Consider the following 14,767-nt stretch of genomic DNA (forward strand, 5'->3'; position numbering starts at 1 on the left):
AATATTACTCCAAGCTTAGAGTCACCAGAACCGGCATGTGGTCTGAAGCATCATTTTTAATAACTTTTACATCTTTTACTTTCCACTTGCTGTTTTTATTCAGGAAAATATAATCTAATCTGTATTTAGGCTTATGATAGGGGAAAGTAAGTTGTGGATTACCATGTAATATAGCAGCATCATTCATTTTAGCTGTAATTGCTTTGTAAGGTTTGCTATCCGGAGTGATATTGAAATCACCGAGTATAACCGCTGGAACGCCCTTAGTTGTAGCAATAGAAGCAACTTGTTTAGCTTGTGCTATCCGGTTTTCTTCAAATTCATGGCATAAATGAGTACCTCCAAAAATAATTTTTTGACCATTTGGGAAAGTGTGTTGTATCGTAATTAGCGTTCTTTCTTCTCCTCCTTTAGGAATTGGCAGTTGGTAAACAGTAGGTTTATCAGGAAATCGGGATAGAATACCTTCACCATAACCCCCATTATCGTAATTCATTGCTTTTCCAAAGTGTCCGTACATTCCTGTTAATTTCGCCAATTCCTGTACCAGATCTTTGCGTACGCCGCTATTGAATGTGGCAGTTCTTACAGTCATGCTGTCTACTTCCTGCATGGCAACAAAATCGGGTTTGTATTCATTGATAACAGCTGCAATAGCTTCGAGATTGCTTTTTCCTCTTTCATAGTTTTTTTCGCCATGATAGATGTTGTAGGTAAGTACCTTGATTTCCTGAGCTTGGAGCAGTCCAAAGCAAAATAACAGCAGAAAAGAGCCTGTAATAGCTTTTCTGATTGATTGTATCATGTTTATTAAGTTTTTAGTATGCCGAAGATAGGAAATTGCTGAAAATAAAGAGCATAAAAAAAGCTCCGGAATTCCGGAGCTTTGTATTTTTTTAATTAGAGTCGCTCATTAACTCTTTCTTTTTCGAATTGTATAAGGCGTATTCCAAATATTTAAAGGAATCGCGAGGGATAACAGTAACCCATTTCTTATAGCGTAAAAACCACTTGTTCTGTATGCTCATTACACCTTTGGTAAGATAAGCTTCTACAAAAGGATGTACGTGCAAGTACAATCTTCCTTTTTCGTTAGTCAGGAAGCTGCGGATTGCTTCTTCCATCTTTTCTACAGTAACAATAGGGGCTACAATTTCGCCATCTTTGTTAGGGTTTTCCTCTTTAGTTTCGATCTGTTTTTCAGGGCGGACACGTTGTCTTGTAATTTGTATTAATCCAAATTTACTAGGTGGAAGAATTTTGTGCCTTGCTTTGTCCCGCTTCATTTCTTCCTTCAGATGTTCAAAGAGTTCTTTCCTGTGCTCAGGATCCGTCATGTCAATAAAATCTATAACGATAATACCACCCATATCCCGTAGCCTAAGCTGTCGGGCAATTTCTGTAGCTGCCATTTTGTTCACGTTTAATGCGTGAAGCTTATTGGTCTGGCTGGCAGAAATATTGTTTCCTGAATTAACATCTATAACGTGTAAAGCTTCAGTATGTTCAACAACCAGATAAGCACCCTTTGAGCTTGGGATGTTTACATGTTTGCCAAAGGACTGTTTTAGCTGTTTTTCTACATTATAGTATTCCAGGAGTGGGATGTGAGAATCATAAAGCTGAACAATATTCTTACTTTCCGGAGCTATAACTTCCAGATAGTTCTTCATATCATTCACCATTTGCTCATCATCGCATATGATATTTACAAAGTCCTGATTAAAATTGTCCCGAAGTATAGCAGAAGCTTTGTCTTCTTCGCTCAGAACTTTTGACGGAACTTTATTTTTCTGAATGTTTTTGAAACAGCTTTCCCATTTGGTAATTAGCTGGTTCATATCATTGTGCAGTTCTGCTACTTTTTTTCCTTCAGCAACGGTACGGATTATAACTCCGAAACCTTCGGGTCTTATACTTTCTATAAGCATCTTCAGACGTTCTTTTTCCTGATTGTTTTTAATCTTTTTGGAAATAGAAACTTTGTTGTCGAATGGAATTAGTACCAGAAAACGTCCGGTTAAGGAAATCTGTGTAGAAATCCGTGGACCTTTGGTAGAAATTGGCTCTTTAGTAATTTGTAAAAGTACACTGTCTCCGGCCGCTAAAACCTTGTCTATAGTACCGTCTTTAGGAATTTCCTTTTGTACGGCAAAATTTTTCAGACTGGAGTTCTGTTGTTTTTTAGAAATAGTATCTTTTACAAATTTCTGATAGGAAAGAATCTGTGGTCCCAAATCCAGATAATGCAAAAAAGCATCCTTTTCGTAACCTATGCTTACGAAAGCTGCATTTAAATTGGGAGCGAGTTTTTTTATTTTACCCAGAAAAAGATCACCTACTACAAACTGATTGTTCTGTTCTTCCTGATGTAGTTCGAACAAACGACCATCTTCCAGCAGGGCTATTTTAGAGGTGTCATCTTCATGTGAAATAATCAGTTCTTTCTTCATAAAATATGGTTATGACTAACCGTTTATAAAATAAAAATATAGCTAGTGAAGATAATAAATAAAACACTAACTATATTATATTTTATTAAAAAACTAAAAAAGATTATTTTTTCTTTTTGTGTCTATTTAATCTTCTTCTTTTTTTTCTCTTGTGAGTCGCTACCTTGTGTCTCTTTCTTTTTTTTCCGCTAGGCATAGTTTAAAAATTTTTATTAATAACAATTATTTATTTTCTACTTTCACTTTAGTTTTTACTTTCTCAGCAAACATTTTTGAAGGTTTGAAAGAAGGGATATTGTGTGCAGGGATTTCGATAGCTGTATTCTTAGAAATGTTTCTACCAGTCTTTGCAGCACGAGTTTTAATAACAAAAGATCCAAAACCTCTTAAATATACATTATCGTTGTTGTAAAGAGAAGTTTTGATTTCCTGCATAAACGCTTCAATAACTTTCTGCGTATCATTCTTTTCTACCCCTAGTTTATTGGAGATGGTGTTCACCAATTCAGCTTTTGTCATTTTCGAATTTTGTTTTTATTTTTGGACTGCAAAGATAAAATATTTTTTTGAAAAATAATATAGAAAAAGCTTATTTCCTGAAACTTACCCGAAAAATTCTTTCCTGGTATGATCTCCACAGTCGTAATTTGCCGTGGCGGGAAACCCAAAAACCATATAATATATGGATATCAGAAATCATTCTTCAGCAGACGAGAGTTGAGCAGGGATGGAATCATTATGTCAATTTTATAAAAAGGTTTCCGACTGTAAAAGAACTACATGAGGCCGAAAACGACGAGGTTTTGTTGTATTGGAAAGGTTTGGGGTATTATTCCCGGGCGCTCAATCTGCATAAAGCTTCTCACCAGATTATGGAAGAATATAAGGGTGATTTTCCCAATACATTTGCTGGTCTTCAGAATCTGAAAGGAGTTGGAAAATATACGGCAGCTGCTATTGCCAGCATTAGTTACGGAGAAAGAGTACCAGCTATAGATGGTAACTTCTATCGTGTTTTCTCCAGAATATTAGCAGATGATTTCGATATAGCTTCGCCTAGAGCGTATTCTTACTTCTATGATCTGATCTTGCCTTTTGTAGATAAAAATCGTCCGGGTGATTTTAATCAGGCCGTTATGGATATTGGCTCTCAGGTTTGTAAACCAAAGAATCCTGATTGTCTAAATTGCCCGGTAAATGAAGAATGTTTGGCTTATGCCACAAATCGAATACAGGAATTACCCGTTAAATCGAAAAAAGTAAAAGTAGAAATACTGAATCTGCATTATTATTTTGTGAAATATGGAGAACATTTTCTGATCAGGCAGCGGGATGAAAGTTTTATATGGAAAAAACTCTATGAATTTCCGAATGAAATTCCGGATGAATTAAAAGATTATATTGTTTCTGAAAAAACAGTACAGCACAAACTTACCCATAAAACACTGAATATTGCTTTCAGAAGGGTAGAGTTAAGAGATAAAAAGAGTTTCGAGAAACTTTGCGCTAGTGGTAATTATATAATTGTTGATATAGAGGAATCTCATAAAAAATCTTTTCCTAAACCATTAGAGAAGATTATTCAGGAATGGGATTAGTTTTTTTACAACGATAATTATAAAATAGCTATTTTTGCCGGATGCTTAAAAAATAAGTTCTTTTTGCAGTTTTATTTATTATTAAAAGATTGCATACGAGACTTATGGGAAAAAATATTAAAACAAAATTTTAGAATAATAGAAAATGAAACTTCTTTCAGTAGGTACTGTAGCTTTTGATGCTATCGAAACACCATTTGGTAAAACAGATAAAATATTAGGCGGAGCAGCAACTTATATCGGATTGGCGGCTTCTGTTCTCGACACTGATGTACATTTGGTTTCAGTTGTAGGAGGCGACTTTCCTGATGAATATCTGGACATGATGAAGGGGAAAAATATCAATGTAGATGGCGTTGAAGTTGTTGAAGGTGGTAAAACTTTTTTCTGGGCAGGTAAATATCATAATGATTTGAATACCCGTGATACCTTGGCTACTGAGCTAAATGTATTAGAAAATTTCGATCCAAAGATTCCTGAAGGTGGAGCCGATGCAGAGATATTAATGCTTGGAAACTTGCACCCTGCAGTTCAGCTGGCAGTTCTAGAAAGAATGAAAGTGCGTCCGAAGTTAGTTGTTTTGGATACAATGAATTTCTGGATGGACCTTACATGGGATTTGCTAATGGATGTTATTGCAAAAACAGACGTTATTACAATTAATGACGAGGAAGCAAGACAATTGTCCGGAGAGTATTCTTTAGTAAAAGCTGCTAAGAAAATTCATGCTCTGGGTCCTAAATATGTAATCATTAAGAAAGGAGAACACGGGGCACTTCTTTTCGAAGACGGAAAAGTATTTGCTATTCCTGCTTTATTATTAGAAGATGTTTTCGATCCTACAGGAGCCGGAGATACTTTTGCAGGAGGATTTGTAGCACACCTTGCTAAATGTGAGAAGTTTGATTTCGAAAGCATGAAAACAGCTCTTATTGTGGGAAGTGCTTTAGCTTCATTTACAGTAGAACAATTCGGGACAGAAAAAATACAGACTGTAACTCCTGCAATGCTTAAAGAAAGAATTAAGCAATTTAAAGAACTAACAACATTTGAAGAACTGGTTTAATCACCGGTTTTTCAGGTTTTATTAAATACTTACATCAGATACATGAAAACTAAATCTTTAATCTCCCTGCTAACTGTAGCTGCAGCGCATTTAGGCTTTGCACAAAGCATAGTTATTAATAATGATGCAATGCCTGTTGCAAAATTTTCAAAAGAATATGAAGTGGGACTGAAGAATCAGGGAATAGATCAAACAATTGATTCCTATATTAATTTTAAACTGATTCAGGATTTTTCTAGATCCCTAAAGGCAGATACAACTCAGAATTTCAGAGCCCAGATTGGTACGCGTCTTAACGAATTAAAGAAAGAAAGTTATTATCCAAAGGAATTAGAAACTAAGTTCCTAAACGATTATATGGCTGCCAGTCAAAAAGAAAAGCAGATTCAGGTTTTCTTTGCTAAAAAAGAAGAGGGTGTAAAGAAAGATTTCCAAAAGATTTATAATGATGTAAGGTTAGGAAAAATGACCATGGATCAGGCGATCCAGACAGAAGCAAAAGGAGACGCTAAGCCTTTGTATATTAAAGCTGGTGTATTGAGCGCTGAACTGGAAGCTGATGTACAAAAACTTTCTATAGGAGGTTATTCAAAATTAATTGATACTCCGGATAATGTAATGTTCGTAAAGGTTGTAGGTGAAAGACCTTCTTTAGGATATCTTATTTTCGGAACATTATCGTATCCTAATGATGCGAATTCGGAAAAAGCAAAAACTGAAATTTATAAAGCTTTAGCTTCTGGTAAAAAGTTTAATGAGGTTACTGCGGAATTCGGAAGTAATGACAACGAGAAAAAGAATGGTGGTGTTGTAATGGGATCTCCTATTTTACCGGAAGAGGCTTATGCACAACTAAAAACTCTTAAAGAGGGTGATTATACAAAAACACCTATTCTTATTGAAAATAAATGGTTTATATTCAATATTTATTCAAAGAGACCTTATCAGATAACTCCGGATACAAAAGAGTTCTTCTTCACGGATATGATGAATTCTCAGTATGGAAATGCTTTTTATGATGCATTTATAGATAAACTGAAAAAATCTCCGGGCTATAAGGAATCTGGAGCTGCAGGTAAAGCAAAAGCTTCTTATGCAGAATTTAAAAAACTGGTAAACGATAAAGAGGCATTGTATACTTACAATGGTCAACAGTTTACTGTAGGAGATTTTAAAACTCAGATTAAAGACCATACTGCTGATGTCGAAAAAATGGACAACAAGAAGTGGGGACAATTAGTAGATATGATGGGTAGAAATTTCCTGATGAGAGCTTATACCGTTGAATTTGAAAACAGACCTGAAGTTAAAAATCACCTTGAGGATATTAAAAAGAATCTGTATTCCAATTATTTCTATGCAGAATATCTAAAAAAAGAAATTTCACTTCACCCAGAATGGTCTGCGGATTATTATAACAAGCATAAAGATCAGTTTAAAAAAGAAGCAGCAGCTAAAGGAAGAGTCGTTATCCCAGGTAATGAAGCGGATGTTGATAAATTTGTGAAGGCAATAAAGAATCCTGCTGATTGGGAAAAATTACAGGCTGAATACAAAGGGAAGACAAACGATAAAAAACAACCTCTTGCTAACTTCAATGAAGGTGAGATGGTAGAATCTGCAGAAGTTTTCAAAAAATATAATGTACCTTTCAAAACGGGTGTTTATACTGCTAAAATAGGAGGGAGAACTCTGGTTATTGCAAACGATGAAATTCTTCCGGCAGGAGTTATGACTCAGAAAGAAGCTGAAGAATCAGGTGAGCTTGAAGAACTGGTTACATCTGAGCAGATTAAAAAGATTCTTGCAGATTTAAAATCTAAGGCAAAGATAACAATCGAACCTGGATTTGTATCAGCACTACAAAAGAATTTTAAGAAATAATTATAATAAAAAATAAGGTTTAATTCGGGCAGAATTCTAATTTTGCACCATTATAAAAAATAGATATGACAAAAAACTTTCGTTTTTTCTTTATCCTTAGTTTCCTTGTAACCACTTTTGCAGGTACACTACTAAAAGCTCAGTTAAAACAGGGACAATTAGTCGATGGTATTGCTGCGGTAATTGGTAATGAGATTGTTTTGGAATCTGATATTGAAGAATACATCAACATGTCCAAACAACAAGGGTCGCCGGTAGGGGATAAATGTGAAATTATAGAGAGTATTATTCACAATAAACTTTTGCTTTTTCATGCAAAAAAAGATACCCTTATTCAGAACAGAAGTAAAGAATTAAAAGCTGATGCGGATAACAGATTCCAGCAAATGCTTTCTGGTTTCCCTTCTGAAAAAGATATGCTTGCTGCTTATAAATACCGTACAGCATACGAATTCAAAGCAGCTATTGAGAAGATCTCTTCGGAGCAGTATTACCAAGGTGAAAAGTATAAATTAATCACTAAAGGTGTGGATATTACGCCAAGTGAAGTTTCTGCTTTTTATGATACTTATAAAACTCAGTTGCCTCAGGTAAATGATGAAGTTAAGCTAAGCAGAATTATCATGTATCCTAAATTGACAGATGCTCACAAACAGGAAATTATTGATAAGCTAAAGAAAATAAAAGCTGCCATCCAGGGTGGTGAATCTTTCGAAAACCAAGCAAGAATTTATTCTGAAGATCCGGGTTCAGCTTCTAATGGAGGTCTTATTGCTAATGTTGCAAAGGGGATGATGGTAAAACCATTTGAAGCTGCAGCCTTAAACCTTCAGGAAGGAGAAATCTCCGATCCTGTGGAAACAGAATACGGTTACCACATCATTCAGTTGATTAAGAAATCTGGTAAAATCTACGATGTAAGACATATTCTTATTGCCAGCACTCCTAATGCTGAAGAAATAAAAGCTGCTAAAACTGAATTGCAAAAAGTTAAAACACAGATAGTTGATGGTACTATTTCATTTAAAGATGCTGCTTTAAAGTATTCTGATGATAAAACTACCAAGTTTAATGCAGGTGTAATGACTGGTCAGGATGGTTCTGATAATCTTGAGAAAACAAAAATGGATCCTGTAGATGCTTATCAGATAGCAGGTCTTAATAAGGGAGATATTACTGAGCCTTATGAAATTGAAGAAGGGCAGAGTAAGAAAAAAGCAATTGAGCTGATTCAAATTAATGATATTGTACCTGCACACACTCTGGATATTACAACGGACTATGAACGTATAAAGTCTATAGCCCTGAACCAGAAAAAAGGAAATATTGTAGATCAGTGGATTAAATCTAAACTACCAGATACCTTTATTTCCATTAATAACAGATATAAAGACTGTAAATTTAAAACAGACTGGAAGAGAGAATCTTTAATGAAATAAAAAAGATTAATAAACTAAAATAAATATCCCTGTAGCGAATGTTACAGGGATTTTATTTACAGTCAACTAATTGTAGTAAGTCAGCTATCTATTTTGCTAATTAAATAGCTGTTTTTCGTATATTGAAAATCGATTGTCATTATTAAATATTATGAACAGAATTAAAGAACTTTTTGATATTAAATATCCTATTATACAAGGCGGTATGATCTGGCACAGTGGCTGGAGATTGGCTTCTGCTGTTTCCAACTGCGGTGGCTTAGGCTTGCTTGGAGCAGGGAGTATGTATCCTGATATTCTGAAAGAGAATATAATTAAATGCAAAGCAGCTACAGATAAACCATTTGGTGTAAATATACCTATGCTCTATCCTAATATGGATGAGATCATTAATATTATTCTGGAAGAAAAAATTAAAATTGTTTTTACATCTGCGGGAAATCCTAAAACCTATACAGAGGTTCTTAAAAAAGAAGGCATAAAAGTAGCACATGTGGTAAGCAGTGTCAAATTTGCATTAAAGTGCCAGGAAGCAGGTGTAGATGCGGTAGTTGCGGAAGGATTTGAAGCAGGTGGACATAATGGAAGGGAAGAAACAACAACACTCTCTCTTATTCCTAATGTCAGAAGACAAGTTGATTTACCTTTAATTGCAGCGGGTGGCATTGCTTTAGGGTCCCAGGTTAAGGCTGCGATGTTATTAGGAGCTGAAGGTGTACAGATAGGGTCCCGATTTGCGGCTACAAAGGAAGCCTCCTCACACGAAAATTTTAAACAAAAGATTGTAGAGACACAGGAAGGGGGAACACATTTGACATTAAAAGAACTGGCTCCGGTTAGGCTTATTAAAAATAAGTTTTATAATGATATCGAAAAATTATATGAATCGGGAAGAGATCAGGAGGCTCTTAGGTCTGTTTTAGGACGTGCCAGAGCTAAAAAAGGAATGTTCGAAGGAGATCTTGAAGAAGGAGAATTAGAAATAGGGCAGTCTTCTGCTCTAATAGATAGTATTTTATCAGTAGAAGAAGTATTTGAAAAATTACTAAAAGAGTTTAGGGAGGCTGATTGCCCCGAATTATAACATGATATTGATATTATCATTTTTAAAATAGCCCGAATCATAAAGAGTATCAGACTCACATATTTTTGATTAAGAATTATTGTTCCCTCAATTTATAAGATTGAGGGAATTTTATTTTATAGAAACAATTGTTGTTATAATTTTAATCTATCAGATTTTTTTTTAAATCTCTTTGTGTTCCAGAGTAATTATACATTATGGTATTCATAATAATCTAGTTTAAATTTTATTTATTTTGTTTTAGCCTTCTCACAGAGGGAATGCAAGATTATTGTAATATGACTGTTTGAATTTATCATATAATACTAAGAATTTTATACAAAGTTTGGTATGTATTTTGGAAATATGGGTCAGCTACTTGAAAAATAGGAATGTATATTTTTTATTATGTTCTAAATATAATTTCTTTTTTTATAATTGCTATAAATGAGTAATTTTGCACCCCGAAAATCTAAACTATAAGTTTTCTGTTTTGCAATTACTTGCATTTTCAAAAAAGACTTTTTTTTGAATAATAATTCCTGATATATCCCATTGATAGGACATTTGTGGTGTATCAGTGTAAATACGAATGAAGTTATAAAACATAAATGATAGAAAAAATGAAAGAAAAAGTACAAAAAAGCGAATACATTTCTCCTGATATAAAAGTTTTTTTTGTTGAAATGGAACAGGGAATAGCAGCGGGGTCTGCCAGAGTTGTGCCTCCAAATAATAGTGGAGTAGTCCAGGATGAATGGATCCAGGGTGATGATGACAATAGAACTATTGAATGGTAACATTCTGACAACAACAAAAAAATGATAGAGAAATGATGAAAAAAAATACAATATTTATAAGCAGAATAGCATTGCTTTTATTAGTAATGATAATGGTTTTTTCGTGTAGGAGTAATGATGATATAACTGGAGGAGGCGATAAACAGGCTACTCTGAAAATTAATATGCAGGGAGTAGATTCTGGTGTACAAAACCTTTTAGGTAATGGTGCAATGAAAATGGCATCTCTAGAGAATAAAAAATTTACAGCACCGACAGAACAACGTTCTGAGGTTGCTTTTAATAAAGATTTTAAACTTATTGCAACGCTTGCACCTGTAGCTTCTCCGGTAAGAAATACCGCTCAGGCTGCAATTACTCCAATGGCTGCAGCTGTACCAGCGGGGCCTCAGGAATTAAAAATAGGAACTAAATACAGAGTTATTGTCTATTCGGCAGACGGTTCATGGTTGGGAGTTCGTAATTATATATATGGTCAGGATTTACCGGAAGAAGGGAATCATTTTCCTGTAAATGTTGGTGAAACTTTGACTTTTGTGTGTCTTTCTGCTAATAGTGATACGGTTAGTCCTAATTTTACCCCTACAGGAAACAGTTACGCCTATAATGATATTCAGGTAAGTAATGCTGATTATGATCTGTTGCTTTTCAGAAAGACTATAACGATTACAGAAGGAACAAACTATTTAGATGTTGTTTTTAAGCATGCATTTAGTGAAATTACGACAACTATTAATACTGCTGCTATAGGTAATATTGAAGCAATTAGTGATGGGGTTGTATCTCCAAACTATACTTCTGCAAATGTTAAGATATCAGATTATTTTAATACCGATAATACGGTTAATGCTAATAATATTATATGGAATGGAGCTGCGGGTTCTGCATCTGTTAACTTTATAGGAACTCTTCCAGGTACGGTAGTTAAGGCTACAACGATTCTGCGTAGTCCAGTAACAACAAGCGGAGAAATGATTATTCCTTCTATTACTATTGCAGGAGTTACAAAAACTAATTTTAAAATTAGCGGATCAAAAGGATTGAATATAACTCCTGGTGTACGGTATAATCTTATTCTTACCTTGGCTCCGGCTTCCGGACATGATGTCGGTGGTGATATTATATGGGCTCCGGCTAACCTTATCTATAATAATGGTAATTATGGGTTTGCTGCTAATCAATCTGAATTTGGAGATCATTGGTATTTTAATGCGGTTAAACCATTAGAAACAGCTAAAGATGTTACAGAAGCGTATAAGTTGCCAGCTGATGTAACCGGGACTAGTGTGTATCGTATTGAAGATGATCCTTGTGCTAAAGTTACGGCTTATGGTGGTGGTTGGAGATTGCCAACTCAAAAAGAAGTTGTTGATTCAGCTGGTAAAAATGTATATACATTCCCGGGATATTATAATGGTGTGAAAGGAATTTTTATTGGAACTGATACGCAGCCAGCTCCTGCGGATTATGATAAGTATTTATTCTTGCCTTTGGCAGGTTTTGGTAATACATATAATGCTGTTAAAGCTTCTGTAGAGGCAAGATATTGGACGAGTACTGAATTGTCTGCTGAAAACTTTTATGATTTTAGTTTCAATAGCGGAGGGGTAACAATAGGAACGGGACAATATTATAAATATGGTGAAAGTATCCGTTGTGTGAAAAGAAAATAATATGTTGATGATGTTGATAATGCAGTTGTACATGTAGTTGTAAATGATGTTGAGTTTAAGCTCCTTTAGTCTTTTTGGCTAAAGGAGTTTTTTATTTAGAATAAAATAAAAAAAGAATATTTTAAATGATTTGTTTGAATTTCATTTTTAAAATAATTATTGATTATTTTTTTACTGTAAAACTATATTAATATATATTAAATATTAATTATATAATATGTTTGAATTAATATTTATATAATGTTATAATTTTTGATTATTTAGAAATATAATATAAATTTGTAATCGAATTTTATCTTCTGATAGGAATTGATTATTAAATATTCTTATGTTCAAGATTATGCAGTCTCTGCTGAATTGTTATTAATATATCATTGAATTTATTGGGATGAAGTTTTATGATGAAAATCTGACTTTAACAACAAATGAATAATATAAACAAATTTTAATGATGAGTAATTTTCAAAAAGAAGAATATGTCTCTCCTGAACTCGAGTCTTTGCTTGTAGAGGTCGAAGAGGGGATTGCAACGGGGTCGGCAAGAATACTGCCTCCTGATTCTGGTGGTAATGTACAGGAACAATGGGATCCTGATACTGATGATGGCAGAACTGTAGAATGGTAAAACTTATAAAGAATGATGTAAAACTACGAACTTACAAACAAATGAAAAATTTAAAAATTACTACAGCTATAGCGATGTTATCATTGTCTTTTTTTGCTGTGTCTTGTAGAAGTACTGATAGTGCTGTTGATAATAATGGAGGGAATGAAATGGTGAACGGTTCTGCTCTTCTGAAATTTAATTTGACAGGAGAGGATTATGAAGGCCGGGATATAGAGCCGGTAGCATCAACGAAGAATGTAGGCTCTGTGGAGAAAGAGCAAGTTAGAAATCTTATTGTAGGTGATCAGGCATTTATTGTAACTATGACTCCTGCTTTTAAAGAAGGTACAGCTCAGGCGTCTGTTAATCCAATAGCTGCCGGGGGGATTAATTTGGTTCAGGGTGTAGTATTTAGAGTGGTGGTTTATAGAGGAGATGCCTATATAGGGCAGAAGCTTTATACAATTAATGCGTCTGGTGCATCTGTACCTACTATAGGAACTTTATCTACTGCTACAGATATGATGTTAGATGGTGATACAGAAGCGATTAATAAATATACTTTTGTTGTTTATTCTTTCAATAGTTCAACAGATCCGGGCGCGGCTCCAACTACTGGTCTTTCTGTGACTTCATTACCTGCTATTTCAGGAAATAATGATTTGATGTATTTTAGAGCGGATAATATTAGGGTAACTAAAGGTGATAATTTATTAAGTGTTGTATTTAAACATAAATTTAGTCAAATCACAACAATTATTGATGCTAGTGCAGTTTCTCCGGGTAATGGTATTCAGTCGATTAGTACACCGGTTATGAGTAATCATCGTTCTACAGGAAATGTATTAAAGCTTTCTGATGGGACGGTTACGTTTGGTGCAGCTGGTATTGGTAAGACAGTTAATTTTACTGGGAATCCTACTACTAGTGCTGTATGGACGAGTTCTCCTTTGTTGTTTGCTAATCCGGGTGCTGCAGCTTCGGATATGGCTACTTTGACAATTGCATCTATGCAGGTTGGTGCAAAAACAAAAACTGCGATATCTATACCTAATATTGTTGCAAAGCCTGGATATAAGTATAATCTTAAATTGAAATTTGCTTGTACAGACGTGGCAACTCCAGCATTTGATTTTTCGATGAGTGATCCTGGAAATACCGGAAATACACGTATTACTCAAAGTTTTAACTTCCCTGCTGCAGATGCAGGATTTGTATTTGATGTGTATGAATTGGATAATTCTTTTAACCTAACCGTTAACGGAGTTGATTTATCTAATCAGGAGATACAGTTTCAGGGAGGGGTGCCTAGTTATCCTGTTAACATTCGTTTTAAATCAGATGGAGCAGTATATGGTGATACTTCTAAAGGAGTTCAGGAGGTTTATAATATTACCGGAAATGCAGCAAGTCCTGTTGTGAGAATTACAATTGGACCAGATGGTTCTGTTTCCATGATGGGGAAAAGAGCTACTGTGGGGACTTTGGAGCCTCTTGAGTTATATAATGGAGCTCTGTTTAAAAAGATAACATGGAATTCTACTGCAATCAATCCTGTAACTGTTACCCAGTTAGTAACAGGTTTAACAAAGTTTATAGGAAAAGGAACTGGACGAAAAGTTGTTGTGTGTCCTTAAATTAATAAAAATATATTATCTATAATGCCTCTGGTATTCCGGAGGCCTTTTTATTTAAGGATGTTTTATATAGTAATAGTATTCATTATAAATAATATGATTTTTGTTTCGTTTAGAATAATTTACTTTTATAAGCTAAATAAAAAGTGTAAATTGCATACCTGTTTTTGTTTTAATTTAAAACATTGATTATCAATTGTTTATATTTTTAATTTATTTAAAAATAATCTAATTTTGTGTCAGTTGTTTTATTATAAAGTATTTTTGGTGATTTATTTTGCTTTAAAAATATAAAAATAGAAAACAGATGATGATAATTTACAAATAATAAAGACGAAATGATGAAAAATGATCAAAAACAGGAGTATTCTGCTCCTGTAGTGGAAGTTCTATTTCTTGAAATGGAGCAAGGAGTTGCTGCCGGATCTGCGAAAGTACTTCCACCTAATAATGGTGGAGTGGTTCAGGAAGAATGGATACAGGGTGATGATGATAACCGTACTATTGAATGGTAGCATCTCTATAAACTAACACAAAAAACAAATAA

The 14,767-nt window shown here is 34.3% G+C and carries 13 protein-coding genes; 10 read left to right on the top strand and 3 right to left on the bottom strand.

Annotated elements, in window-relative coordinates; translation table 11 throughout:
• Positions 1-4 precede the first annotated feature (4 nt).
• The 3 genes from BAZ10_RS01005 to BAZ10_RS01015 form a co-directional block, all read right to left on the bottom strand.
• Positions 5-805, bottom strand: coding sequence for an endonuclease/exonuclease/phosphatase family protein (locus tag BAZ10_RS01005; protein ID WP_078770440.1), 801 nt, complete (start codon positions 803-805; stop codon positions 5-7).
• Positions 806-896: 91 nt separating this feature from the next.
• Complete coding sequence (locus BAZ10_RS01010) at positions 897-2,453, bottom strand: Rne/Rng family ribonuclease (protein WP_045180483.1); 1,557 nt, start codon at positions 2,451-2,453, stop codon at positions 897-899.
• 222 nt (positions 2,454-2,675) lie between these two features.
• Positions 2,676-2,972, bottom strand: coding sequence for an HU family DNA-binding protein (locus tag BAZ10_RS01015; RefSeq protein ID WP_009085358.1), 297 nt, complete (start codon positions 2,970-2,972; stop codon positions 2,676-2,678).
• A gap of 47 nt (positions 2,973-3,019) precedes the next feature.
• On the opposite strand from BAZ10_RS01015, the gene mutY reads away from it, so the two are divergent.
• The 10 genes from mutY (at position 3,020) to BAZ10_RS18915 (ending at position 14,735) form a co-directional block, all read left to right on the top strand.
• Positions 3,020-4,051 carry an A/G-specific adenine glycosylase gene (gene mutY / locus BAZ10_RS01020; protein ID WP_078770441.1) on the top strand — a complete coding sequence of 344 codons (1,032 nt, stop codon included), beginning with the start codon at positions 3,020-3,022 and terminating at the stop codon, positions 4,049-4,051.
• Positions 4,052-4,196: 145 nt separating this feature from the next.
• Positions 4,197-5,117, top strand: a complete 921-nt coding sequence (locus BAZ10_RS01025) for a PfkB family carbohydrate kinase (RefSeq protein WP_078770442.1) — start codon at positions 4,197-4,199, stop codon at positions 5,115-5,117.
• Positions 5,118-5,159: 42 nt separating this feature from the next.
• Complete coding sequence (locus BAZ10_RS01030; protein WP_078770443.1) at positions 5,160-7,001, top strand: peptidylprolyl isomerase; 1,842 nt, start codon at positions 5,160-5,162, stop codon at positions 6,999-7,001.
• 65 nt (positions 7,002-7,066) lie between these two features.
• Positions 7,067-8,440 (top strand): peptidylprolyl isomerase, encoded by a 1,374-nt coding sequence (locus BAZ10_RS01035; RefSeq protein ID WP_078770444.1) that lies wholly within the window; start codon positions 7,067-7,069, stop codon positions 8,438-8,440.
• A gap of 151 nt (positions 8,441-8,591) precedes the next feature.
• The gene (locus BAZ10_RS01040; RefSeq protein ID WP_185116394.1) at positions 8,592-9,524 is read left to right on the top strand and encodes an NAD(P)H-dependent flavin oxidoreductase; all 933 of its coding nucleotides are present in this window, start codon (positions 8,592-8,594) and stop codon (positions 9,522-9,524) included.
• A 590-nt stretch (positions 9,525-10,114) separates the two neighbouring features.
• Positions 10,115-10,303 (top strand): hypothetical protein, encoded by a 189-nt coding sequence (locus tag BAZ10_RS01050; RefSeq protein ID WP_078770445.1) that lies wholly within the window; start codon positions 10,115-10,117, stop codon positions 10,301-10,303.
• Between the two features lie 32 nt (positions 10,304-10,335).
• Positions 10,336-11,976, top strand: coding sequence for a fibrobacter succinogenes major paralogous domain-containing protein (locus BAZ10_RS19180; RefSeq protein ID WP_245803712.1), 1,641 nt, complete (start codon positions 10,336-10,338; stop codon positions 11,974-11,976).
• Between the two features lie 448 nt (positions 11,977-12,424).
• On the top strand, positions 12,425-12,601 hold the full coding sequence (locus BAZ10_RS18910) for a hypothetical protein (protein ID WP_164474706.1): 177 nt from the start codon (positions 12,425-12,427) through the stop codon (positions 12,599-12,601).
• 41 nt (positions 12,602-12,642) lie between these two features.
• Positions 12,643-14,220, top strand: a complete 1,578-nt coding sequence (locus BAZ10_RS01065; RefSeq protein WP_078770542.1) for a fimbrillin family protein — start codon at positions 12,643-12,645, stop codon at positions 14,218-14,220.
• A gap of 338 nt (positions 14,221-14,558) precedes the next feature.
• Positions 14,559-14,735: a hypothetical protein gene (locus BAZ10_RS18915; protein ID WP_165689634.1), complete on the top strand. Its 177-nt coding sequence runs from the start codon at positions 14,559-14,561 to the stop codon at positions 14,733-14,735.
• The last annotated feature ends 32 nt before the right edge of the window (positions 14,736-14,767 follow it).

Origin of the sequence: Elizabethkingia occulta, assembly GCF_002023715.1 — a bacterium.
Lineage (GTDB): Bacteria > Bacteroidota > Bacteroidia > Flavobacteriales > Weeksellaceae > Elizabethkingia > Elizabethkingia occulta.